The sequence below is a fragment of the Streptomyces sp. NPDC050806 genome (assembly GCF_055586425.1).
This window is the reverse complement of sequence record NZ_JBVJIF010000009.1, coordinates 273,757-296,963: the sequence shown is the minus strand read 5'-3', so window position 1 is coordinate 296,963 and position 23,207 is coordinate 273,757. Positions and strand designations below refer to the sequence as shown.

At 72.1% G+C, this 23,207-nt stretch carries 19 protein-coding genes, 1 tRNA gene and 1 pseudogene; 10 read left to right on the top strand and 11 right to left on the bottom strand.

Features of this window, described 5'->3' with window-relative positions; translation table 11 throughout:
* Nucleotides 1-29: 29 nt before the first annotated feature.
* From ACZ6WH_RS28485 to ACZ6WH_RS28470, 4 genes and pseudogenes are all read left to right on the top strand, one after another.
* Nucleotides 30-722, top strand: coding sequence for a response regulator transcription factor (locus ACZ6WH_RS28485; RefSeq protein WP_432854704.1), 693 nt, complete (start codon nucleotides 30-32; stop codon nucleotides 720-722).
* 40 nt (nucleotides 723-762) lie between these two features.
* Nucleotides 763-2,175, top strand: a complete 1,413-nt coding sequence (locus ACZ6WH_RS28480; RefSeq protein WP_469731730.1) for a HAMP domain-containing sensor histidine kinase — start codon at nucleotides 763-765, stop codon at nucleotides 2,173-2,175.
* A 318-nt stretch (nucleotides 2,176-2,493) separates the two neighbouring features.
* Nucleotides 2,494-3,384 (top strand): annotated as a pseudogene (locus tag ACZ6WH_RS28475) (chitinase); the annotation flags it as partial.
* Nucleotides 3,385-3,570: 186 nt separating this feature from the next.
* Entirely contained in the window at nucleotides 3,571-4,608 is a 1,038-nt protein-coding gene (locus tag ACZ6WH_RS28470) for a LacI family DNA-binding transcriptional regulator (protein WP_469731728.1), read from the top strand.
* 7 nt (nucleotides 4,609-4,615) lie between these two features.
* Here the strand turns inward: ACZ6WH_RS28470 and ACZ6WH_RS28465 are convergent, their stop codons facing one another.
* Entirely contained in the window at nucleotides 4,616-5,509 is an 894-nt protein-coding gene (locus ACZ6WH_RS28465; protein ID WP_469731726.1) for a helix-turn-helix domain-containing protein, read from the bottom strand.
* Between the two features lie 122 nt (nucleotides 5,510-5,631).
* Between ACZ6WH_RS28465 and ACZ6WH_RS28460 the strand changes: the two genes are divergently transcribed.
* Nucleotides 5,632-6,282, top strand: a complete 651-nt coding sequence (locus ACZ6WH_RS28460; RefSeq protein WP_469731724.1) for an NAD(P)-dependent oxidoreductase — start codon at nucleotides 5,632-5,634, stop codon at nucleotides 6,280-6,282.
* Nucleotides 6,283-6,361: 79 nt separating this feature from the next.
* Here the strand turns inward: ACZ6WH_RS28460 and ACZ6WH_RS28455 are convergent.
* From ACZ6WH_RS28455 to ACZ6WH_RS28440, 4 genes are all read right to left on the bottom strand, one after another.
* A tRNA-His gene (locus ACZ6WH_RS28455) sits at nucleotides 6,362-6,437 on the bottom strand.
* A 107-nt stretch (nucleotides 6,438-6,544) separates the two neighbouring features.
* Nucleotides 6,545-7,177, bottom strand: coding sequence for an oligoribonuclease (gene orn, locus ACZ6WH_RS28450; protein WP_469731722.1), 633 nt, complete (start codon nucleotides 7,175-7,177; stop codon nucleotides 6,545-6,547).
* A 5-nt stretch (nucleotides 7,178-7,182) separates the two neighbouring features.
* Complete coding sequence (locus ACZ6WH_RS28445; protein WP_469731720.1) at nucleotides 7,183-8,463, bottom strand: GlxA family transcriptional regulator; 1,281 nt, start codon at nucleotides 8,461-8,463, stop codon at nucleotides 7,183-7,185.
* 369 nt (nucleotides 8,464-8,832) lie between these two features.
* Nucleotides 8,833-9,138 carry a hypothetical protein gene (locus ACZ6WH_RS28440; RefSeq protein WP_361562804.1) on the bottom strand — a complete coding sequence of 102 codons (306 nt, stop codon included), beginning with the start codon at nucleotides 9,136-9,138 and terminating at the stop codon, nucleotides 8,833-8,835.
* 444 nt (nucleotides 9,139-9,582) lie between these two features.
* Between ACZ6WH_RS28440 and ACZ6WH_RS28435 the strand changes: the two genes are divergently transcribed.
* Entirely contained in the window at nucleotides 9,583-10,104 is a 522-nt protein-coding gene (locus ACZ6WH_RS28435; RefSeq protein ID WP_361562806.1) for a universal stress protein, read from the top strand.
* Nucleotides 10,105-10,515: 411 nt separating this feature from the next.
* Here ACZ6WH_RS28435 and glmS read toward each other — a convergent pair whose 3' ends face one another.
* Both glmS and ACZ6WH_RS28425 read right to left on the bottom strand, forming a co-directional pair.
* Nucleotides 10,516-12,336 carry a glutamine--fructose-6-phosphate transaminase (isomerizing) gene (glmS, locus tag ACZ6WH_RS28430; RefSeq protein WP_469731718.1) on the bottom strand — a complete coding sequence of 607 codons (1,821 nt, stop codon included), beginning with the start codon at nucleotides 12,334-12,336 and terminating at the stop codon, nucleotides 10,516-10,518.
* A 43-nt stretch (nucleotides 12,337-12,379) separates the two neighbouring features.
* Nucleotides 12,380-12,655 carry a hypothetical protein gene (locus tag ACZ6WH_RS28425; RefSeq protein WP_052867002.1) on the bottom strand — a complete coding sequence of 92 codons (276 nt, stop codon included), beginning with the start codon at nucleotides 12,653-12,655 and terminating at the stop codon, nucleotides 12,380-12,382.
* A gap of 200 nt (nucleotides 12,656-12,855) precedes the next feature.
* Between ACZ6WH_RS28425 and ACZ6WH_RS28420 the strand changes: the two genes are divergently transcribed.
* Entirely contained in the window at nucleotides 12,856-14,457 is a 1,602-nt protein-coding gene (locus ACZ6WH_RS28420; RefSeq protein ID WP_469731961.1) for a beta-N-acetylhexosaminidase, read from the top strand.
* A gap of 50 nt (nucleotides 14,458-14,507) precedes the next feature.
* On the opposite strand, the gene ACZ6WH_RS28415 is transcribed toward ACZ6WH_RS28420, so the two are convergent.
* Genes ACZ6WH_RS28415 through ACZ6WH_RS28400 form a run of 4 tightly spaced genes read right to left on the bottom strand, consistent with a single transcriptional unit; the run spans nucleotide 14,508 to nucleotide 20,219 of the window.
* Nucleotides 14,508-15,662: an acyl-CoA dehydrogenase family protein gene (locus ACZ6WH_RS28415; RefSeq protein ID WP_469731959.1), complete on the bottom strand. Its 1,155-nt coding sequence runs from the start codon at nucleotides 15,660-15,662 to the stop codon at nucleotides 14,508-14,510.
* A gap of 11 nt (nucleotides 15,663-15,673) precedes the next feature.
* Nucleotides 15,674-16,630 (bottom strand): hydroxymethylglutaryl-CoA lyase, encoded by a 957-nt coding sequence (locus ACZ6WH_RS28410; RefSeq protein ID WP_469731716.1) that lies wholly within the window; start codon nucleotides 16,628-16,630, stop codon nucleotides 15,674-15,676.
* On the bottom strand, nucleotides 16,627-18,591 hold the full coding sequence (locus tag ACZ6WH_RS28405; protein WP_469731714.1) for an acetyl/propionyl/methylcrotonyl-CoA carboxylase subunit alpha: 1,965 nt from the start codon (nucleotides 18,589-18,591) through the stop codon (nucleotides 16,627-16,629). The genes ACZ6WH_RS28410 and ACZ6WH_RS28405 overlap by 4 nt, the downstream gene beginning before the upstream one ends.
* Before the next feature lie 11 nt (nucleotides 18,592-18,602).
* Nucleotides 18,603-20,219 carry a carboxyl transferase domain-containing protein gene (locus ACZ6WH_RS28400; protein WP_469731712.1) on the bottom strand — a complete coding sequence of 539 codons (1,617 nt, stop codon included), beginning with the start codon at nucleotides 20,217-20,219 and terminating at the stop codon, nucleotides 18,603-18,605.
* Between the two features lie 85 nt (nucleotides 20,220-20,304).
* On the opposite strand from ACZ6WH_RS28400, the gene ACZ6WH_RS28395 reads away from it, so the two are divergent.
* The 3 genes from ACZ6WH_RS28395 (at nucleotide 20,305) to ACZ6WH_RS28385 (ending at nucleotide 23,200) form a co-directional block, all read left to right on the top strand.
* Nucleotides 20,305-20,910, top strand: coding sequence for an SACE_7040 family transcriptional regulator (locus ACZ6WH_RS28395; protein ID WP_432854678.1), 606 nt, complete (start codon nucleotides 20,305-20,307; stop codon nucleotides 20,908-20,910).
* A 218-nt stretch (nucleotides 20,911-21,128) separates the two neighbouring features.
* Nucleotides 21,129-22,286, top strand: coding sequence for an acyl-CoA dehydrogenase family protein (locus tag ACZ6WH_RS28390; protein WP_469731709.1), 1,158 nt, complete (start codon nucleotides 21,129-21,131; stop codon nucleotides 22,284-22,286).
* Between the two features lie 23 nt (nucleotides 22,287-22,309).
* A complete protein-coding gene (locus tag ACZ6WH_RS28385) occupies nucleotides 22,310-23,200 on the top strand; it encodes an acyl-CoA thioesterase (protein WP_469731707.1) in 891 nt (296 codons plus the stop codon).
* The last annotated feature ends 7 nt before the right edge of the window (nucleotides 23,201-23,207 follow it).

Genomic DNA, 23,207 nt, shown 5'->3' with positions numbered 1-23,207 from the left:
CACACTCGAATGGCGTACGGTGCCGTCCCATGGCACGTGTGCTCGTGGTCGAGGACGACCAGTTCGTCCGCTCGGCCCTCATCCGGCATCTGTCCGACGCCGCCCACACCGTGCGCAGCGTCGGCACCGCCCTGGAGGCGCTGCGCGAAGTGGCGCAGGTCGGCTTCGACGTGGTCGTCCTCGACCTCGGCCTGCCCGACCTGGACGGCCGCGAGGCGCTGAAGATGCTGCGCGGGATCACCGACGTCCCCGTGATCGTCGCCACGGCGCGCGACGACGAGGCCGAGATCGTCCGGCTGCTCAACGACGGCGCCGACGACTACCTCACCAAGCCGTTCTCCGTGGAGCACCTGTCCGCGCGGATGGCCGCCGTACTGCGCCGGGCCCGCGCCCAGGGCCCCGGCGGTGGCCCGCCCTCCCGGGCCCTCCGGGTCGGCGGCCTGACCGTCGACCCGCTGCGCCGCCAGGCCGAGCTGGACGGCACACCGCTGGACCTCACCCGCCGCGAGTTCGACCTGCTGGCCTTCCTGGCGGAGCGGCCCGGCGTGGTCGTGGCCCGCAAGGAACTCCTCGCCGAGGTGTGGCAGCAGTCCTACGGCGACGACCAGACCATCGACGTCCACCTGTCCTGGCTGCGCCGCAAGCTCGGCGAGACCGCCGCCAGCCCCCGCTACCTGCACACCCTGCGCGGCGTTGGCGTCAAGCTGGAGCCCCCGCGGTGAGCGCCGCCGGCAGACCCGGCGCGGACGGGGGAGCGGCGGCATGAGGTGGGCGCTGGTCAAGGTCGCCCTCGCCGTCACGGCCATGGTGGTGATCGCCTTCGCCGTCCCCCTCGGCCTGGTCGTCAAGGAGCTGGCCAGGGACCGCGCGTTCGCCAACGCCGAGCGGCAGGCCGCAGCGATCGGCCCCGTACTGGCCATCACCACCGACCGCGCCGAGCTGACCCGCGCCGTCGCGAGCGCCGAGACCGGGCCCGGCGGCCAGCTCGGCGTGCACGTACCGGCGACGGGCCGGGGCGGCGCGCCCGCGGTGATCGGCGCGGGCCGGGCGAAGGACGCGGACGTGGCGCGCGCGGCCCGGTACGGCCGGGCGTCCGTGGCCACCGTCCGGGGCGGTTCCTCGCTGCTCCAGCCCACCGCCGTGGCCTCCGGCACCGCCGTCGTCGAGGTCTTCGTGCCCGAGGAGGCGGTGACCAACGGGGTGGCGACCTCCTGGGTGCTGCTCGCCGGCGTCGGGCTCGCCCTGATCGTCGGGTCGGTCGCGGTGGCCGACCGGTTGGGCACGCGGATGGTGCGGCCCGCCGAGCGGCTGGCGGGCGCCGCGCTCGACCTCGGCGACGGAAAGCTCGGCGTACGGGTCCTGGAGGACGGCCCGAAGGAGCTGCGGTCGGCGGCCGTGGCCTTCAACTCCATGGCCGACCAGGTCGTCCAGCTGCTGGCCAACGAACGCGAGCTGGCCGCCGACCTCAGCCACCGCCTCCGCACCCCGCTGACCGTGCTGCGGCTCAACGCGGCCTCGCTCGGCGAGGGTCCGGCCGCCGAGCACACCAGGGCCGCCGTCGCCCAGCTGGAGCGCGAGGTCGACCAGATCATCCGGACCGCGCGCGAGCAGCAGGCGCTGACCCAGCCGGCGGCAGCGGCGGCCGGGTGCGACGCGGCGGAGGTGATCCGGGAGCGGATGGGCTTCTGGTCGGCGCTCGCGGAGGACGAGGGGCGCACCGTACGGGTCGCGGGCGCGGACCGGCCGGTACGCGTCCCGGTGGCGCGCCCCGAGCTGGCCGCCGCACTGGACGCGCTGCTCGGCAATGTCTTCCGGCACACCTCCGAGGGCACCGCCTTCGCGGTGGACGTGCACAACGCCGAGGACGCGGTGATCGTGCTGGTGTCGGACGCCGGGCCGGGCATCGCCGACCCGGCGGCGGCGCTGCGCCGCGGCCACGGGGGCGGCGGCGACGGCTCGACCGGGCTCGGCCTGGACATCGTCCGCCGGCTCGCGGAGTCCACCGGCGGCGACGTCCGCATCGGCCGCTCCGTCCTGGGCGGTACCGAGGTACGCATCTGGCTCGCGCTGGACGGCCGGCGGGGCGCTCGGACGGGCCGCCGCCACCGGGCCCGCCGCCGGCTGGGCCGGCTCCGCCGGCGCACCCTCGCGGCCTCCCGCCGGGCCCGCGCTTAACCGGTCCCTTTCGGTTCCTTAAGCGGGCCATAAGTCCGCCGACCGGCGTGGCTTACCTGCCGATTGTCCGTTTCCAGGTCGCTAGCGTGCGGGACGTCACACCCCCCAGGACACGTCACCCCCCACGACAGTCACCCCCCCCACGAAATGACAGGCAGGCACCAGATGACTTCTCCGGCACACCGCCGCCGCACGAGCCGCACCGCCAAGCTGATCGGCGCCGGCGCCGCGGCGGCGCTCGCGGTCGGCGGCGGGTTCGCGGTCGCCGGCGCGGCCCGGGCGAGCAAGGCCGGGCCGGCCGAACAGGCGGCGGCCAAGGGCGCGTTCGCCCCGTACGCCGACACCTCGCTCAGCCCCGCGTACGACCTCGTGGACACGGCGGAGAAGACCGGCGTGCAGACCTTCAACCTCGCCTTCGTCACCTCCGGCGGCGGCTGCGACCCCAAGTGGGGCGGCAGCGGCGCACTGGACAGCGACCCGGTCGCCCAGCAGATACCGAAGCTGCGCGCCCAAGGCGGCGACGTACGCGTCTCGTTCGGCGGCGCCGCGGGATCGGAGCTGGGGCTCGCCTGCAAGTCGGCGGACGAACTGGCCGCGGCGTACAGCAAGGTCGTCGACGCCTACGACCTGAAGAAGGCCGACTTCGACATCGAGGGCGGCGCGCTCCCGGACACCGCGGCCAACACCCGCCGCGCCCAGGCCATCGCGCAGCTCCAGAAGGACCACCCGGACCTGGACGTCTCCTTCACCCTCCCCGTCATGCCCGAGGGCCTGACCCAGGACGGCGTGAACCTCCTGGCGGACGCCGAGAAGAACGGCGTCAAGATCTCCGCCGTCAACATCATGGCCATGGACTACGGCGCCTCCTACGACGGCGACATGGGCAAGTACGCGATCCAGGCCGCCACCGCCACCCAGAAGCAGGTCAAGGACGCGCTCGGGCTGAGCGAAGCGGACGCCTGGAAGGCGGTCGCGGTGACCCCGATGATCGGCGTCAACGACGTGGCGACCGAGACCTTCACCCTCGACGACGCCAAGGAGCTGGCGGACTTCGCCGCCACCAAGCACCTCGCGTGGCTGTCGATGTGGTCCGGCACCCGTGACAAGGCCTGCGAGGGCGGCTCGTCCGGTACGGCGCAGCCGACCTGCAGCTCCATCGACCAGCAGCCGCTGGACTTCACCAAGGCCCTCGGCGCATACCAGGGCTGACCCCGGACCACCCCCCACACCCCCCACACCAGCGGGGCGCAGCGGATCCCCACCCCCCCACGGCCGCTGCGTCCCGCTCCTCCGCTTGCGCCGTACCGCGCCGACCTGACGCCGCTTTCCGCCATTGCGTCGCGTTCCGCTGTGTAATGGCGGGAAACATTCGCGGCCGGGAGTCCGGAGGCAGCCATGGCAGCGGCAGGGCGCGGTGGACGGCGCGGCGGACGCCCCACACTCGAAGAGGTGGCGGCGCGGGCCGGCGTCGGCCGGGGCACCGTGTCCCGCGTGGTCAACGGCTCGCCCCGGGTGAGCCCGCGCACCCGGGCCGCGGTCGAGCGGGCCATCGCCGAGCTGGGGTACGTGCCGCACGGCGCGGCCCGCGCGCTGGCCGCCGACCGGACCGACGCGGTCGCGCTGGTCATTCCCGAACCGGAGACCCGGCTGTTCGCCGAGCCGTACTTCTCCGGCATCGTCCGCGGGGTCGGCGCCGGGCTCGCCGACACCGATCTCCAACTGCTGCTGATCCTCGTCCGTACGCCGAAGGAGCGCGAGCGGCTGGGCCAGTACCTCGCCGCGCACCGCGTGGACGGCGTACTGCTGGTCTCCGTGCACCAGGACGATCCGCTGCCCGACCTGCTGTCCCGGCTGGATCTGCCCGCGGTCCTGAGCGGTCGCCGTTCGGCGCGGGAGACCGTGCCCTACGTCGACTCCGACAACGCCGGCGGGGCCCGCGCCGCCGTCCGGCACCTCCTGGAGCGCGGCCGGCGGGTGGTCGCCACGGTCGCCGGGCCACCGGACATGTACGCCGCGCAGTGCCGGCTGGCCGGCTACCGCGAGGCGCTGGCCGACGCCGGGCACGGCGCCGACGAGGCGCTGATCGTCCCGGCGGACTTCACCGAGGACGGCGGGCGGCGGGCGATGGCCGCGCTGCTGGACCGCCGGCCGGACGTGGACGCGGTCTTCGCCGCCTCGGACGTGATGGCGGCCGGCGCGCTGGCCGTACTGCGGGAACGCGGCCGGCGGGTGCCGGCCGACGTGGCGCTGGTCGGGTTCGACGACTCGGCCGTGGCCCGCCATCTGGACCCGCCGCTGACCAGCGTGCGGCAGCCGATCGAGGAGATGGGCCGGGCGATGGCGCGGGTGCTGGTCGAGGAGCTCGGCGAACGCTCCCGGGAACGCCCGCAGCTCGTCCTGCCGACGGAACTGGTGGTGCGGGAGTCCTCGTAGCGGGCGCTCAGGCCGTCCCGCCGCGTACGCCCTGCCGGAAGGCGATCGGCGTGCTCCCCGTCCGGTGCAGGAAGAACTTGCTGAAGTTGGTCGCGTCCTCGAAGCCGAGGCGGCGGGCGATCCCGGCCGCCGGCTGGTCGCCGTGCGCGAGGAGCCGCTTGGCCTCCAGCACCACCCGGCGGTCGATGAACTCCTTCGCTCCGACGCCGGCGGCGGCCTCCGTCGCGCGGGAGAGGGTGCGCGGCGAATAGCCCAGCGCCCGCGCGTAGTCGGCGACCCGGCGGCTGGCCGCGAAGTCCCGCTCGACGGCGTCCCGGAAGCGCAGGAACGTCGCGGTCGCCGTGCAGTCGGCGGCGTCGCCCGCCGGGTCCCGCACCAGGTGCGCCGCGCGCAGCACCAGGACCGAGAGCAGGTGCCGCAGCACGTCCAGGTGCGCCTCCAGCGGCAGTCCGCACAGCGCGCCGAACTCGCGGTGCAGATGGTCCAGGGCGGCCCGCGCGGCCGCTCCGGCGGCCTCGTCCGGACGGCGCACGGCCGGGTCGTACCAGTCCTCCAGCCGGGCGGCCGCGGCCGTCGCCGGATCCAGGAAGCCCGACTCGAAGAGCACCAGGACGCCCTCGGCCGCCGTGAGGTCGCCGAAGTGCTGGACCTGGCCCGGCCGTACCCACAGCCAGTCGCCCGGCTCCAGCCGGTACCCGCGGAAGTCGGCGGTGTGGGAGAGCCGGCCCGCGTCCAGCGCGAGGAGGTGGTGGAAGCCGGGGCGGTGCGGCACGGCCAGCGCGCAGACATCGGCGCGGGCGCGCAGCTCGGCCAGCGTCATGACCTCCACGCCGGTGGGCCGCCCGGCGGGCGCCGAGAACGGGACCTCCGGGATGCCCTCCGGACGCTCATCACCGTGCATGTCGCATTCTCACCATCTCTCGTCTCACTCCTACCCCGGAATGTCCAGTTTCTGGCTCTAGCGTAGAAGAAGCCGCCACAAGCGTTGACGGAAAACGGAAATCAGCTCACCGGAGGAACCCCATGTCCAAGATCGCCCTCTTCGGCGCCAACGGCACCATCGGCAGCCGCGTCCTCGACGAGGCCCTGGAGCGCGGCCACCAGGTCACCGCGGTCGTCCGGGACCCCGCCAAGCTCACCCGGACCCACCCGAACCTCACCGTGACCACCGGTGACGTCCTGGACCCCGGCTCCGTGGCCGCGGCCGCCGAAGGCCAGGACGTACTGATCAGCGCGGTCGGCGGCGGCGACGGCCCGGGCCATGTCGCCACCATCGCGCCCTCCGCCGAGTCCCTGGTGGCCGGTCTGCGGAAGCTGGGCGACGCGGCGCCGCGGCTGATCGCGGTCGGCGGCGCCGGCTCGCTGCGCACGCCCGGCGGCACGCGGGTCTGGGACGCCGAGGGGCTGCCGGAGTTCCTGCTGCAGATCATGCACGCGCACGGCGACGCGCTGGACTTCTACCGCACCGTCACCGACGTGCGCTGGACCAACCTCAGCCCGGCGGCCCTGATCGAGCCCGGCACCCGTACCGGCGGCTATCGCACCGCCGTCGACGACCTCGTCACCGACGCGGACGGCAGCAGCCGGATCTCCACCGAGGACTACGCCGTCGCTCTCCTGGACGAGCTGGAGCGGCCCCGCCACACCGGCGAGCGCTTCACGGTCGGCTACTGACGGGCCGGACCCCGAACTCCCGGGGCAGGAAAAACGAGTGAGGGCCCCGGACGCCAAAGCGTCCGGGGCCCTCACTCGTTGGGGTGAGTAACGGGACTTGAACCCGCGACATCCTGGACCACAACCAGGTGCTCTACCAGCTGAGCTATACCCACCATGGCCGGTGCTGTGTGGTGTCTTGTTCCCCACCGGCTGAAGAAAAGTGTACAGGGTCCGAAGGGGTGCTCGCTCCCGGTTTCCCCCTGGCCGGGAGCGAGCTGCGTCACGATCCGCCGGCGCGCTCCGCCGCGGGGGTCTCCGCGGGCAGGACGTGCTTGGCGGCGATCGCCTTGGCGGTGTCGGAGTCGGGCCCCGGCTGCGGCACGAAGACCGCCTCCCGGTAGTACCGCAGCTCCGCGATCGACTCACGGATGTCGGCGAGCGCCCGGTGGTTGCCGTTCTTCTCCGGGCTGTTGAAGTACGCCCTCGGGTACCAGCGCCGCGCCAGCTCCTTCACCGACGAGACATCGACGATCCGGTAGTGGAGATAGTCCTCCAGCTCCGGCATGTCGCGCAGCAGGAAGCCGCGGTCGGTACCGACGGAGTTGCCGCACAGCGGGGCCTTGCCCGGCTCCGGTACGTGACTCCTGACGTAGTCCATGACCTGCCGCTCGGCGTCGGCGAGGGTCGTCCCGCCGTCCAGCTCCGCGAGCAGTCCCGAGGTGGTGTGCATGTCACGCACCACCTCGGGCATGGTCTCCAGGGCCTCGGCGGGGGGACGGATCACGATGTCCACCCCCTCGCCCAGGATGTTCAGCTCCGAGTCGGTGACCAGTGCGGCCACCTCGATGAGCGCGTCGTTCGCCAGCGAGAGCCCCGTCATCTCGCAGTCGATCCACACCATGCGATCGTTCATGCGTCTCACCCTACGGGGCGCTCCCGCTGGCTGGGCAGCACCGGGCGTCCGGTGGAGCGGCCGACGGCGGGCTCCCCGAGCCGGGACGCGTACGCGTCCGACTCCGGTTTGCCCGGTTCATGAGCGCCCAGTGGACCCCCCTGACCCGGCACCTGCGCGTGCGCCCCGAAGCGCTCGGCCGCCGGGGTCCCCGTGCGGTCCAGGCGCTCCGGCCGGTCGGACGAGCGGACCGCGGCCCCTGGTGGCTCCGCGGCGCCGTTCTGTGGCCGCCGGGCGCGGTAGGCCGCCCGGTAGGCCGCGGGGGAGGAGCCCAGCTGCCGCCGGAAGTGACCACGCAGCGCGACGGGGGAGCGGAAGCCGCAGCGGCCCGCCACCTCGTCCACCGAGTAGTCCGACGTCTCCAGCAGCCGCTGCGCCTGCAGTACGCGCTGAGTGATCAGCCACTGCAGGGGAGCGCTCCCAGTAAGTGAGCGGAACCGGCGGTCGAACGTCCGGCGGCTCATGTAAGCGCGCGCGGCGAGCGTCTCCACGTCGAACTGCTCGTGGAGGTGCTCCAGCGCCCAGGCGACGACCTCGGCCAGCGGGTCGGCGCCGATCTCCTCAGGTAATGACCTGTCGAGGTAACGCTGGTGCCCCAGCTCCGACGCGGTGCGCCGGGGCGGCACGACCAGCCGGCGGGCGAGCGCGTTGGCCGCGTCGGCGCCGTGGTCGGTCCGCACTATGTGGAGGCACAGGTCGATCCCGGCAGCCGTGCCCGCCGACGTCAGCACATCGCCGTCGTCGACGAACAGTTCGCGTGGATCGACATGGACGGACGGGTAACGCTTCGCGAGCGTCGGTGCGTACATCCAGTGGGTGGTCGCCGGACGGCCGTCCAGCAGCCCTGCGGCCGCCAGCACGAACGCGCCCGTGCACAGCCCGACGATGCGGGCCCCTTCTTCGTGCGCGCGCCGGAGTGCGTCCAGCGCGGCTGGTGGTGGCGCCTGGGTGATCGAACGCCAGGCGGGTACCACGACGGTACCTGCCCTGGAGATCGCTTCCAGTCCGTATGGAGCGGAAAGCTCCAGTCCGCCGGTCGTGCGCAAAGGCGCATCTTCGCCCGCGCACACAAGCAAGCGGTACCTCGGCACGCCCGCGTCCTGTCGGTCGATGCCGAATACGGAGAGCGGAATGGAGCTCTCGAAAATGGGGCCGCCACTGAAGAGGAGCACCGCGACTACTTCGCGGCGTCGTCGGGCGGCGAGCTTGCGTGCGGCATCTGGTACGGCAGCGGAGTCCTGGCTCATGGCACTAAGCCCCCCTCGGTCGTCTCGCCCTCTCGGTCCTGCACTGTTCCCCCGCCGTGATTGCCAAGATCGAATCTACTGTGTCCCGTGAGGATGGAGTGCCAAGTTCACCACCTGCTGGTAAGTCGATATGGCAACTTGGCGCGAAGCATTCGATCACGAAGCGTTCCACTCGTGGGCTCCGCTGGGAAGTACGCCTTACGCGCCTGCCCGTCCGTCGCGGGGTACAACCACGCCGTGCGGTCCCTCCCGTCCAGTTCAAAGGGCGGTTGAGGGTCGCTTTTGCCAAGGGATGTGCCGGGGGTCGAAGTTGGCTGAAAAGGGTCGCGGGTGCCCGCGCGAGCACCCCCGCACTCGTGCGTGAGCGCCTCAATCCCCCGGCGTGCGCCCCCCGCCGTGGCGCCCGCCCCGGTGCGCCCCCAGGCCCGTCCTGCCGTGCCGTCCACGGTGCACGGAGGCCCGTTCGACGGCCAGCCGGGCGGCGGTCCGCTCGGACTGCCGCAGCAGCGCCCGGCAGGCGCACGTGACCGCCGTGAGCCCGATGGCGGTGCCGGCCGCCCCGCCGAGCGACGAGCCGCACACGAGGAGGACAAGCGGAACCAGTGCGCAGCTGAACGAGGCCCAGCGGACCACATCGCTCACCGGGTCCACGGGCGGGTGAGGCGTACCGGGCAAGGGGGTCTCCTTCCGAGTGATCCGCACCGACCGCGCGGGACCACTGGAACAACGCCGGTGGCCACGGGGAGTCACCGCGAGGGGTTCGGACGGAGCAGAGGCCGTCGTACCGGAACAGGGGTCTCCGTATCGGACCGGCGGCCTCCGTATGAACGCGCTGGAGGCCATTGCCAACGGCGCGACGCTCCGGCATGCTCCGGGGAACGTTCGGGGGCGCTGTCCGGTCAAAAGGGACAAGCGCCGTTTACGGAGACTCTGGGCAGGGGAGGAGTGGCGCCGTACTCTTGGGGTAAGGGGTTGGGAAGATGATTCCCGGCCGTATTGTTCGGCATTGAACCATCGCCGTCGCCCCGCTCTCCGCCCAGTTCAGTCAACTGCCCGAACAAGTCAATCGCCGTTCCCCTCCGCCTCTGGGCACGAGGGCTCCCCTTCGCCGAGACACTCATGGCCGGTCACGAATTCCCCGAACCCGCGGACCGCAAGCAGGTCGCCGATCCGATGGCGGACCTCGAAGCGGCGGAACAGTCACACCACTCCTGCGACCCCGCCTTCCAGCACGGTGTGGTGGTCGGCTTCGACGGCTCGGTCTCCAGCGAGCGTGCCCTGGCCTACGCCATCGGCATGGCCCGGCGCTCGGGCTCCGGGCTGATCATCGTCCACGTCGCCAACCGGCTCCCCACGACCGTCTGGGCAGGCTGCGAGCCGCCCGTCTTCGTGGACGTCCCCGATCACCGTACGGAGGTCCTGGGGCTGGAGCTGGCCTGCGCCGACCATCTCGCCGAGCTCTCCTGGATCCTGGTCGAGCGGGGCGGCGACATCTGCCACGAACTGGAGGAGGTCGGCCGTGAGTACGCGGCCGACGCCATCGTGGTCGGCTCCACGCACGGCATCGTCGGGCGGATCTTCGGATCGGTCGCCGGGCGGCTCGCGCGCCGCGCGCAGCGACCGGTGATCGTCGTGCCGTGACGGCGGCCCGCCCGTCCACACCGTACGTATTCGGCCTCGTACCCTCGTCCACTCCAGGGCGTCGGTATGCCGTGACGAGACGTCACCCCCCGGTAGTAGTCGACAAATCTACTGACTCGTAGAGGTGGGTTGTGCGCTTGTGAGGGGTACAAGCCCTTCACACAGCGTGCTGCCGCCCGGGTGTGACGGTTCCCGGGGAGGCGGCATCACTGCCGGCGTTAGGGCGACGCCGGCACCGTGAGGTGGACCCCCGGCTCGTATGGTGGCGCGACCGGAGGTCCACCTCACTCTTTGCGGCTAAACCTCCCCCAGCTACCGCTGGGAGGTGCCCCCAGCCGCTCTCGCGGACCGGGTGCTCGCCATCGTGGTTCCTCAATTGATGGTTGCGGCGCCCGGTGATCTTTTTTGTTGCTATTCCACCGTCACGGACTTCGCCAGGTTGCGGGGCTTGTCGATGTCGCGGCCGAGGGTCAAGGCCGTGTGGTAGGCGAGGAGTTGGAGGGGGATGCCCATGAGGATGGGGTCCAGCTCCGGCTCGTTCTTCGGGACCACGATCGTGTGGTCCGCCTTCTCCTGCTCCGCGTGCGCGACGGCGAGGATGCGGCCGCTGCGGGCCTTGATCTCCTCCATCGCCGCGCGGTTCTTCTCCAGCAGGTCGTCGTCGGGGACGATCGCGACGGTCGGCATCGCCGGCTCGATGAGCGCCAGCGGGCCGTGCTTCAGCTCGGAGGCCGGGTACGCCTCGGCGTGGATGTAGGAGACCTCCTTGAGCTTCAGCGAGGCCTCGCGCGCCACCGGGTAGCCGCGGACGCGGCCGATGAACATCATCGACTTCGCATCCGCATACAGTTCGGCGAGCTTCTTGATCTCCGCCTCGTTCTCCAGGATCTCGGTGATCTGCTCGGGCAGCCGGCGCAGGCCGTCGATGATCCGCTTGCCGTCCGCCACGGACAGGTCGCGGATGCGGCCCAGGTGCAGCGCGAGCAGCGCGAAGGAGACCACCATGTTGGTGAAGCACTTGGTGGAGACCACGCAGACCTCCGGCCCGGCGTGCACGTAGATGCCGCCGTCGGTCTCCCGGGCGATCGCCGAGCCGACCACGTTCACCAGGCCCAGCACCCGCGCGCCCTTGCGCTTGAGCTCCTGGACGGCGGCGAGCACGTCGTAGGTCTCGCCGGACTGCGAGACCGCGACGTAGAGCGTGTCGGGGTCCACGACCGGGTTGCGGTAGCGGAATTCTGAGGCCGGCTCGGCGTCCGAGGGGATGCGCGCCAGCTCCTCGATCATCTGCGCGCCGATCTGGCCCGCGTGGTACGAGGTGCCGCAGCCCAGGATCTTGACCCGGCGGACGCCGCGCGCCTCGCGCGCGTCCAGGTTCAGGCCGCCCAGGTGCACGGTGGAGAAGCGGTCGTCGATCCGGCCGCGCAGCGCGCGGTCCACCGCGTCCGCCTGCTCGGAGATCTCCTTGTGCATGTACGTGTCGTGCGCGCCCATGTCGTAGGACTCGGCGGCGTACTCGACGGTCTCCGGGGAGGACGTGGTCCGGGAGCCCTCGGTGGTGTACGTGCGGTAGTCGTCGGCCTTGAGCGTGGCCATCTCGCCGTCGTCGAGGGTGACGACCTGGCGGGTGTGCGAGACCAGCGCGGCGACGTCGGAGGAGACGAACATCTCCTTCTCCCCGATGCCCAGGACGACGGGCGAGCCGTTGCGCGCGACCACGATGCGGTCGGCGAAGTCGGCGTGCAGCACGGCGATGCCGTACGTGCCCTCGATGTGCCGCAGCGCCTCGCGGACCTTCTCCTCCAGCGTGCCGGCCTCGGAGCGGCCGATGAGATGCGCGAGGACCTCGGTGTCGGTCTCGGAGGCGAACTGCACGCCCTCGGCGGTGAGCCGGGCGCGCAGGTCGGCGGCGTTGTCGATGATGCCGTTGTGGACGAGCGCGACCTTGCCCTCGGCGTCGGCGTGCGGGTGGGCGTTCTCGTCGTTGGGCGCGCCGTGGGTGGCCCAGCGGGTGTGGGCGATGCCGGTGGTGCCGGCGAACCGCTTCGGCAGCCGCGACTCCAGCTCCCGCACGCGGCCCCTGGCCTTGGCGGTCTTCAGCCCGCCGGCCTTGCCGGAGGCGTGGATGGCGATGCCGGCGGAGTCGTAACCCCGGTACTCCAGGCGCTGCAGACCCTCCAGGAGCAGCGGAGCGACATCACGCTTTCCGATATATCCGACGATTCCGCACATGGGTGGACCCTCCCTGATCGATGGTTCGTGGTGCTCCGCTGCTTCAGCCGTAGACGAGGCGGCGCAGCTGACGTATCGACAGCTCGGGCGGGGCCACGGCGCGGTGCGGCAGCTCGTGGGCGATCCGCTCGAAGATCGCGTCGTTGCGCAGGCCCTGGCCCTGCAGTTCGCGGTGTCTGCGGCGTACGAACACCTCGGTCGTCTCGTCGAAGTACGCGAGGACGTCCTGGATCACCCGGACCGCCTCGCCGCGCTGCAGCGGCGTACTGCGTACCAGGTGTTCCACCAGGTCCTCGTGGGACGGACGACGATCGAGCACCCGTCGATACTGCGGTGCCGGGCGCGCTTTCGCAAGAAATCTGCCCGATATCGGGCAGGCGTGTCGTCGAGTCGCCCGGACCGGCCGAACCGGAAATGGTCTACACCTTGACCCTCGGTGGGACGCACGGTACGCAAGGTGAGCGTTCGGTTGCTCCATGCCCTGCACGAAGCCCGCCGAAGGGATCACCCGTGTCACTCGTGAGACCGCACCGATTGTTCTGCTCCCTCCTCCTGGTGGCCGCGGCCGGCCTCGGCACGGCGGGCGGGGCGCCTGCCGCCGCGCGGCCCGCCGCCGACCCCGTGCCCCTGGACCGCGTCGTCCCCGCGCCGGTCTCGGTCCGCCCGGCCCCCGGCGCGCACCGCCTCACGGACCGGACCGCCATCCGGATCCCCGGGGCCACCGGCGAGACGAAGCGGGTCGCCGAGTACCTGGCGGGTGTGCTGCGGCCGTCGACCGGCTATGCGCTCCCCGTCACCGCGCGGGGCGGCGACGGCATCGTCCTCCGGCTCGCGTCCAGGGCGCCCGAGGCGCGGAAGCTCGGCTCCGAGGGCTACCGGCTCACCGTCACGGGCCGGGCCGTCACCCTCACCGCGGCACGCGCGGCCGGTCTCTTCCACGGTGTCCAGACGCTGCGCCAGCTGCTGCCCCCGGCGGCGGAGCGGCGCACGGCGCAGCCCGGGCCCTGGACGATCGCCGCCGGGACGATCACCGACACCCCGCGCTACGAGTACCGCAGCGCGATGCTCGACGTCTCCCGCCACTTCTTCTCCGTGGACAAGGTCAAGCGCTACATCGACCAGCTCGCGCTCTACAAGATCAACAAGCTGCATCTGCACCTCTCCGACGACCAGGGCTGGCGCATCGCGATCGACTCCTGGCCCCGGCTCACCACGTACGGCGGCTCCACCCAGGTCGGCGGCGGCCCCGGCGGCTTCTACACCAAGGCCGACTACAAGGAGATCGTCCGGTACGCGCAGAGCCGCTATCTGACCGTCGTCCCCGAGATCGACATGCCGGGCCACGCCAACGCGGCGCTCGCCTCGTACGCCGAGCTGAACTGCGACGGCGTCGCCCCGCCGCTCTACACCGGCACCGAGGTCGGCTTCAGCTCCTTCTGCGTGCCGAAGCAGGTGACGTACGACTTCGTGGACGACGTGATCCGCGAGCTGGCGGCGATGACGCCCGGCCCGTACCTCCACATCGGCGGCGACGAGGCGCACTCCACCAGCCACGAGGACTACGTCACCTTCATGAACAAGGTGCAGCCGGTGGTCGCGAAGTACGGCAAGACGGTGATCGGCTGGCACCAGCTGACCGGCGCGACGCCGGTGGAGGGCGCGGTGGCGCAGTACTGGGGCTACGACGCGACGGGCGCCGACGAGAAGGCGCAGGTGGTGGACGCCGCGAAGAAGGGCACGAGGCTGGTCGTCTCGCCTGCCGACCGGTCCTACCTGGACATGCAGTACAACAAGGACACCCCGTACGGGCTGCACTGGGCCGGGTACGTGTCGGTCCAGCGCTCCTACGACTGGGACCCGGGGAGCTATCTGGCGGGCGCGCCCGCGGACTCCGTCCTCGGCGTGGAGGCCCCGATGTGGGCCGAGACGCTGTCGGAGAGCGACCAGGTCGAGTTCATGGCCTTCCCCCGGCTGCCGGGCATCGCGGAGCTGGGCTGGTCCCCGGCGGCCGGGCACGACTGGGAGTCGTACCGCGAGCGGATCGCCGCGCAGGCGCCGCGGTGGGAGGCGCTGGGCATCGACTACTACCGGTCGCCGCAGATCCCCTGGCCGGCGAAGTGAGCCGGTGACCGAGCGGGCGGGCTCCGCGCCGGAGCCCGCCCGGAGGGGTGTTACAGCCCCAACTCCCGCGAAATCAGCATGCGCTGGACCTCGCTGGTGCCCTCGCCGATCTCCAGGATCTTGGAGTCGCGCCACATACGGGCGACGGGGTACTCGTTCATGAAGCCGTAGCCGCCGTGGATCTGGGTGGCCTCGCGGGCGTTGGTGACCGCGATCTCCGAGGAGTACAGCTTCGCCAGTGCGGCCTCCTTCTTGAAGCGTTCGCCGTGCACCAGCCGGGAGGCCGCGTCGCGCCAGGCCAGCCGGGAGGTGTGGGCGCGCATCTCCATGTCGGCGAGCTTGAACTGTATGGCCTGGTTCGCCCCGATCGGCTTCCCGAAGGACTTCCGCTCCTTGGCGTACCGCAGCGACTCGTCCACACAGCCCTGCGCGAGACCGGTGGCCAGCGCCGCGATGGCGATCCGGCCCTCGTCCAGGATGCGCAGGAACTGGGCGTAGCCCCGGCCCTCCTCGCCCAGCAGGTTGGCGGCCGGGACGCGCACGTCGGAGAAGGACAGCTCGCGGGTGTCGGAGGCGTTCCAGCCGACCTTGGAGTACGGGGCCGCGACCGTGAAGCCGGGGGTGCCGGCGGGCACGATGATCGCGGAGATCAGCGGGCGGCCGTCCTCTCTGTGGCCGGTGACGGCCGTGACCGTGACCAGGCCCGTGATGTCCGTACCCGAGTTGGTGATGAAGCACTTGCTGCCGTTGATCACCCACTCGTCGGTGGCCGCGTCCAGCCGCGCGGTGGTCTTCGTGCCGCCCGCGTCGGAGCCGGCCTCGGGCTCGGTCAGCCCGAACGCGCCCAGCATCTCGCCCGAGCAGAGCTTCGGCAGCCAGGTCTGCTTCTGCTCCTCCGTGCCGAAGTGGTACAGCGGCATCGCGCCGAGCGAGACGCCGGCCTCCAGGGTGATCGCCACCGAGGAGTCGACCCGGGCCAGCTCCTCCAGGGCGATGCCGAGCGCGAGGTAGTCGCCGCCCATGCCGCCGTACTCCTCGGGGAAGGGCAGCCCGAAGAGGCCCATCCGGCCCATCTCGCGCACGATCTCGTAGGGGAACTGGTGGTTCTCGTAGAACTCGCCGATCTTCGGCGCGACGACGTCGTGGGCGAACGCCTCGACCGTGGTGCGCAGTTCCTCCAGTTCGGAGGGGAGGCGGTGGTCCAGTGACATGGGGGTCACTCCTTGTGGGAGTCGAGGGAGGAGGAGAGAGCGCGGACGGTGCGGGACGGGCTCGGCCGGCCCAGCCGCTCCGCCATCCAGACGCTGGTGGCGGTCAGCCGCTCCAGGTCGACCCCGGTCTCGATGCCGAGGCCGCGGAGCATCCACACCAGGTCCTCGGTGGCGAGGTTGCCGGTGGCGCTCTTGGCGTACGGGCAGCCGCCCAGGCCGCCCGCCGAGGCGTCGACGGTGGTGACGCCGTGCTGCAGCGCGGCCAGGGTGTTGGCCAGCGCCTGTCCGTAGGTGTCGTGGAAGTGGACGCCGAGCACGTCCGTGCCGACGCCCGCTTCGTTCAGGGCGGTGAGCAGGGCCGTGACGTGGCCGGGCGTGGCGACGCCGATGGTGTCGCCCAGGCTCAGCTCGTCGCAGCCCTGGTCCAGCAGCGCCCGGCAGACCCGGACGACCTGGGGGACGGGCACCGGGCCCTCCCAGGGGTCGCCGAAGCACATGGAGAGGTAGCCGCGCACGTGCGCGCCCGCCTCCTTGGCGCGGGTGACGACCGGCGCGAACATCGCCAGCGCCTCGTCCACCGTGCGGTTGAGGTTGGCCTTGGCGAAGGACTCGGTGGCGCTGCCGAAGACCGCGATCCGGTCCGCGCCCAGGGCGAGCGCCCGGTCCAGGCCGCGCTCGTTCGGTACGAGCACCGGCAGCCGGACCCCGGGGACGTCGCGCACCATCGGGAACAGCTGCTCGGCGTCGGCCAGTTGGGGCACCCACTTGGGGTGCACGAAGCTGGTCGCCTCGACGGTGTCCAGCCCGGCGGCGGCCAGCCGGCGGACGAACTCCGCCTTGATCTCGGTGGGGACGACGCCCTGCTCGTTCTGCAGGCCGTCGCGCGCCCCGACCTCGTGGATACGGACGCGGGCCGGCAGGCCGGGCGAGGGGACGGGCATCGGCAGTCCGGCGGCGGTCATGACAGCTCCTCGACCGAGGCGGGCCGCGCATCGGCTTCGTCGGGGGTGATCACGGCCAGCACCTGGTCCATGGCGACCGTGCTGCCCGGCGTCACGTCGAGTTCGGCGACGGTGCCGGCGTGCGGCGCGGAGATGACGTGCTCCATCTTCATCGCCTCCACCACCAGCAGGCCCTGCCCGGCGGTGACACGGTCCCCGACCGCTGCCTTGACCACCGTGACCGTGCCGGGCATCGGCGCGGTGAGCGAGTCGGCGCCGTGCGCGCCGGCCGCCCCGGCGAGCGTGGCCGCCACCGGGTCGTGGTCCCGCACGTGCCAGGCGTCGCCGTCCCGGCCGAGCCACTCCCCGGCCCGTACGAAGGTGTGGCGTACGCCGTCGACGGTGACGGCCACCCGGTCCTCGGCGACCCGGCCCCGTCCTGCGGCGCGTACCGGCTCCTGGCCCGGCGCCCGCAGCCAGAAGGCGGGCGGGGCGGACTCGCCGCCCATGCGCCAGCCGCTCGGCACGGAGAACGGGTCGGTCCAGCCGGCACCGGAAGCGGCCGGCTCCAGCGCCGCCTGCCGCACCGCCGCCCCGGCGGCGTACACCTCGTCCGGCACGCCCCCGTCCACCAGGCCGTCCGCCTCGCGCTCCACCAGGCCGGTGTCCAGCTCCCCGGCCACGACCGCCGGGTGGGCCAGCAGGCGGCGCAGGAAGCCGGTGTTGGTCGGCACCCCGAGGATGACCGTCTCCGCGAGCGCGGCCCGCAGCCTGCGCAGCGCGGTCGCCCGGTCCGGGCCGTACGCGATCACCTTGGACAGCATCGGGTCGTACAGCGAGCCGACCTCCGTGCCCTCCGAGAGGCCGGAGTCCGTCCGCACCCCGTCGCCGGACGGCTCGTGCAGCGCGAGCACGGTGCCGCCGGAGGGCAGGAAGCCGCGGGAGGGGTCCTCGGCGCAGATCCGGGCCTCGACGGCGTGCCCGGTGAGGGTGATGCCGTCCTGGCCGTACGGCAGTTCCTCGCCCGCCGCGACCCGTAGCTGCCACTCGACCAGGTCCAGGCCCGTGACCAGCTCGGTGACCGGGTGCTCGACCTGGAGGCGGGTGTTCATCTCCATGAAGTAGTACGAGGCGGGGTCGTCGCCGGGGACGATGAACTCGACGGTGCCCGCGCCGACATATCCGCACGAGCGGGCCGCCTCCACGGCCGCCGCGCCCATCGCGGCGCGCGTCGCCTCGTCCAGCAGGACGCTCGGCGCCTCCTCGATGATCTTCTGGTGGCGGCGCTGGAGTGAGCACTCGCGCTCCCCGAGGTGGACGACGTTGCCGTGCCCGTCGGCCAGGACCTGGATCTCGATGTGGCGCGGGCGGTCGACCCACCGCTCCACCAGCAGGGTGTCGTCGCCGAAGGAGCCGCGGGCCTCGCGGCGGGCCGCCGCGATCTCGTCCGCGAGCAGCGCCTCGTCGCGGACCAGGCGCATGCCCTTGCCGCCGCCGCCCGCCGACGGCTTCAGGAGCACCGGCATGCCGATCTCCCGTGCGGCGGCGGCCAGTTCGGCATCGGTCAGGCCGCTGCCCGAGGAGCCCGGTACGACGGGCACGCCCGCGGCCCGCACCGTCTCCTTCGCGCGGATCTTGTCGCCCATCAGCGAGATCGCGTCGGCGGGCGGGCCGATGAAGACCAGGCCGGCGTCGGTGACCGCGCGCGCGAACGCGGCGTTCTCCGCGAGGAAGCCGTAGCCGGGGTGGATCGCCTCCGCGCCCGTACGGGCCGCCGCTTCGAGGAGGCGCTCGATGGAGAGGTAGCTCTCCGTCGCGGGCGGGGGGCCGATGCGTACGGCGGTGTCCGCCTCGCGTACGTGCCGCGCTTCGGCGTCCGCGTCGCTGAAGACGGCGACCGAGCGGATGCCCAGGGACCGGAGGGTGCGGATGACGCGGACCGCGATCTCGCCGCGGTTGGCGACCAGGACTGTGCTGAACATGGTGGAGGTCCTCACATCCGGAAGACGCCGAAGGCGGGGTCGGTCAGCGGGGCGTTGGCGCAGGCGGTGAGGGCCAGACCCAGCACCTGCCGGGTCTCCATCGGGTCGATCACGCCGTCGTCCCAGAGCCGCGCCGAGGCGTAGTAGGCATTGCCCTGCTGGTCGTACTGGGCGCGGATCGGGTCCTTGAAGGCCTCTTCCGCCTCGGCGGGCCACTCCTCGCCGCGCGCTTCGAGCTGGTCGCGCTTGACGGTCGCCAGGACCGAGGCGGCCTGCTCGCCGCCCATGACGGAGATCTTGGCGTTCGGCCACATCCACAGGAAGCGGGGGCTGTAGGCCCGGCCGCACATGGAGTAGTTGCCCGCGCCGTACGACCCGCCGATGACGACGGTCAGCTTCGGCACGCGGGTGCAGGCCACGGCGGTGACCATCTTGGCGCCGTGCTTGGCGATGCCGCCCGCCTCGTAGTCCTTGCCGACCATGAAGCCGGAGATGTTCTGGAGGAAGACCAGCGGGATGCCGCGCTGGTCGCACAGCTCGATGAAGTGCGCGCCCTTCTGGGCGGACTCGGAGAAGAGGATGCCGTTGTTGGCGACGATGCCGACCGGGTGGCCGTGCAGGTGCGCGAAGCCGGTGACCAGCGTCTGGCCGTACTCGGCCTTGAACTCCGCGAAGCGCGAGCCGTCCACGATCCGGGCGATGACCTCGCGGACGTCGTACGGCGTGCGGGAGTCGGCGGGGACCATGCCGTACAGCCCGGCCGGGTCCGCCTTGGGCTCCTCGGCCGTCCGCACGGTCCAGGGGAGGGGTGCCCGCTCGCCGAGCGTGCCGACGATGGTGCGGACGATGCGCAGGGCGTGCGCGTCGTCCTCGGCGAGGTGGTCGGTGACGCCGGAGGTGCGGGAGTGCACCTCGCCGCCGCCCAGCTCCTCGGCCGTGACGACCTCGCCGGTCGCGGCCTTCACCAGCGGCGGGCCGCCGAGGAAGATCGTGCCCTGGTTGCGCACGATCACCGCCTCGTCGCTCATCGCGGGGACGTAGGCGCCGCCGGCCGTGCAGGAGCCGAGGACGGCCGCGATCTGCGGGATCCCGGCGCCGGACATCCGGGCCTGGTTGTAGAAGATCCGCCCGAAGTGCTCGCGGTCGGGGAAGACCTCGTCCTGCATGGGCAGGAAGGCGCCGCCGGAGTCCACGAGGTAGACGCAGGGGAGGCGGTTCTCCAGGGCGACCTCCTGGGCACGGAGGTGCTTCTTCACGGTCATCGGGTAGTAGGTGCCGCCCTTGACCGTGGCGTCGTTGGCGACGATCACCACCTCGCGGCCCGACACCCGGCCGATGCCCGCGATGACGCCGGCCGCCGGGGCCGCCCCGTCGTACATCCCGTCCGCCGCCAGCGGGGCCAGCTCCAGGAACGGCGAGCCCGGGTCCAGCAGGGTGTCCACCCGGTCCCGGGGCAGCAGCTTGCCGCGTGCCGTGTGCCGTGCCCTGGCCTTCTCGCCGCCGCCCTGCCGGGCCGCCGCGAGCTTCGCGCGCAGCTCGTCCACGAGCGCGCGGTGCGCGGCCTCGTTGGCCCGCCAGGAGTCGGCCGCGGGGTCTGCGGCTGTCCCCAGTACCGGAGCCTGCTCCATCGTCGTACCCGCCCCTTGTTAGTGGTCGTTAACACGATTGCGTTCAGGTTAACGAGCACTAACCCGCCTGTCTACAATTGGAGCCATGAGCAGCACGAAGGCCCCCGCCGCCGTCAGCCGCCGCGAGCAGATCCTCAAAGAGGCCGCGCGGCTCTTCGCCGAGCGCGGGTTCCACGGCGTCGGCGTGGACGAGATAGGCGCCGCGGTCGGGATCTCCGGTCCCGGCCTGTACCGCCACTTCGCCGGCAAGGACGCGATGCTCGCCGAGCTGCTGGTCGGGATCAGCGAGCGGCTGCTGGACGGCGGCCGGCTGCGGGTCGCCGACGGCGGCGAGAGCGCCGAGCAGGTGCTGCACGCCCTCATCGAGGGACATATCGACTTCGCGCTGGACGACCGCCCGCTGATCACCGTGCACGACCGGGAGCTGGACCGGCTGCGCGAGGCGGACCGCAAGCGGGTCCGGCAGCTCCAGCGGCAGTACGTCGAGCTGTGGGTGGAGGTCGTCCGTGAGGTCTACCCGGCCTGTACGGAGTACGAGGCGCGGGCCGCCGTGCACGCCGTCTTCGGCCTGCTGAACTCCACCCCGCACCTGAGCCCGCGTGCCAGCCTGCCGCCCCGTACGGCCACGGAGGAGCTGCTCAAGCGGCTGGCGCTGGGCGCCTTCGGCGCGGCGGCCGGCCGGGAGGGCTGAGTACCGCCACTTTCACGGGCCCCGTCGGCAGCGATGCCGGCGGGGCCGCTGTGTTCCAGGCGACGCGGGTGACCTCTGGACAGGAAACGTGACCGCCGGGTAGCTTTCGCTGAGCAAGCGCTTAGCCAGAGATGGCAGCAACCATCAATTGAGTAACCACAGCGGTGAGCAGCCAGGTCCGCGAGAGCGGCGGCGGTTTAGCCGCAAAGGAGGCGGCAGTGCAGCGGACGGTATTCAACGAGGACCACGAGGCGTTCCGGGACACCATCCGCGCCTTCATCGAGGCCGAGGTCGTCCCCGTCTTCGACGACTGGTTCGCGGCCGGGCAGGTGCCCCGCGAGTTCTACTACAAGCTCGCCGAGCTGGGCCTCTTCGGCATCAACGTCCCCGAGGAGTTCGGCGGCGCCGGCCTGGAGTCGCACAAGTTCGAGGCCGTCCAGTACGAGGAGACCGCCCGCGCGGGCGTGAACTTCGGCGGCTCCGGCGTGCACGTGCTGCTCGCCCTGCCCTACATCAAGATGCTCGCCACCGACGAGCAGAAGAAGCGCTACCTGCCGAAGTTCGTCTCCGCCGAGGAGATGTGGGCGCTGGCGATGACCGAGCCGGGCACCGGCTCCGACCTCGCGGGCATGAAGACCACCGCCAAGCTCTCCGAGGACGGCACGCACTACGTCCTCAACGGCGCCAAGACCTTCATCACCGGCGGCGTGCACGCCGACCGCGTGATCGTCTGCGCCCGTACCTCCGCGCCGAAGGAGGACGACCGCCGCTTCGGCATCTCCCTCTTCGCCGTCGACACCAAGTCCGAGGGCTACTCCGTCGGCCGCAAGCTGGACAAGCTGGGCCTGAAGACCTCCGACACCGCCGAGCTGGCGTTCGTCGACGTGAAGGTGCCGACCGAGGACCTGCTCGGCGAGGAGAACAAGGGCTTCTACTACCTCGGCAAGAACCTGCCCTCCGAGCGCTGGGGCATCGCCTACGGCGCGTACGCGCAGGCCAAGGCCGCCGTCCGGTTCGCCCAGCAGTACGTGCAGGACCGCACCGTCTTCGGCAAGACCGTCGCGTCCTTCCAGAACACCAAGTTCGAGCTGGCCGCCTGCCAGGCCGAGGTGGACGCCGCCGAGGCCGTCGCCGACCGCGCCCTGGAGGCCCTGGACGCGGGCGAGCTGACCGCGGCCGAGGCCGCCTCCGCGAAGCTGTTCTGCACCGAGGTCGCGCACCGCGTCATCGACAAGTGCCTCCAGCTGCACGGCGGCTACGGCTACATGAACGAGTACCCGATCGCCCGCCTGTACGCCGACAACCGCGTCAACCGCATCTACGGCGGCACCAACGAGGTCATGAAGTCGATCATCGCCAAGTCGATGGGCCTCTGAGGTCCCGCCCTAGGCTGACGTACGTGAACGACGCACTGGAATCCCTCCTCGATCTGCTCACCCTGGAGCGGATCGAGGAGGACATCTACCGCGGGCAGTCACGCGCCGCCGTGGTCCCCCGGGTCTTCGGCGGGCAGGTGGCGGCCCAGGCGCTGGTCGCGGCGGGCCGTACGGTCCCCGCCGACCGTCCCCCGCACTCCCTGCACGCGTACTTCCTGCGGCCCGGGGACCCGGGCGCGCCGATCGTCTACACCGTCGACCGCATCCGCGACGGCCGGTCCTTCACCACCCGCCGGGTCGTCGCCGTCCAGCACGGCCAGCAGATCTTCCACCTCACCGCGTCCTTCCACGCGCACGAGGAGGGCATGGAGCACCAGGAGCCGATGCCCCGGGTGCCCGATCCGCTGACCCTGCCCACCGCCGCCGAGATGCTGCCGCGCTACGCGGACCGCTTCGTGGGCGAGGGCGTCGCCCAGCGGCTGCTGGAGGCGCGCGCCGCGGTGGACCTGCGGTACGTCGACGAGCCGCCGTTCGCCACGGCGGGCCGGGTGCGCGAGCCCCGGTCGCAGGTCTGGTTCCGTACCCAGGGCAAGCTCGACGGGGACACCGGCATCCCCCGGCCGCTGCTGGACATCTGCCTGGTCACCTACGTCTCCGACATGACGCTGCTGGACTCGGTGCTGCTCGCCCACGGGCGCGGCGGCTGGGCCGTCGGCGACGTGGTGGGCGCCAGCCTGGACCACGCGATGTGGTTCCACCGCCCCCTGAAGGCGGACGAATGGCTGCTGTACGACCAGGAGTCGCCGACCGCACAGGGCGGCCGCGGGCTGGGCAAGGGCCGCATCTTCACCGACGGGGGACAGCTCGCGGTGTCGGTGATCCAGGAGGGCGTGATCCGCGCGCCGCGCGCCTGAGCCGCCT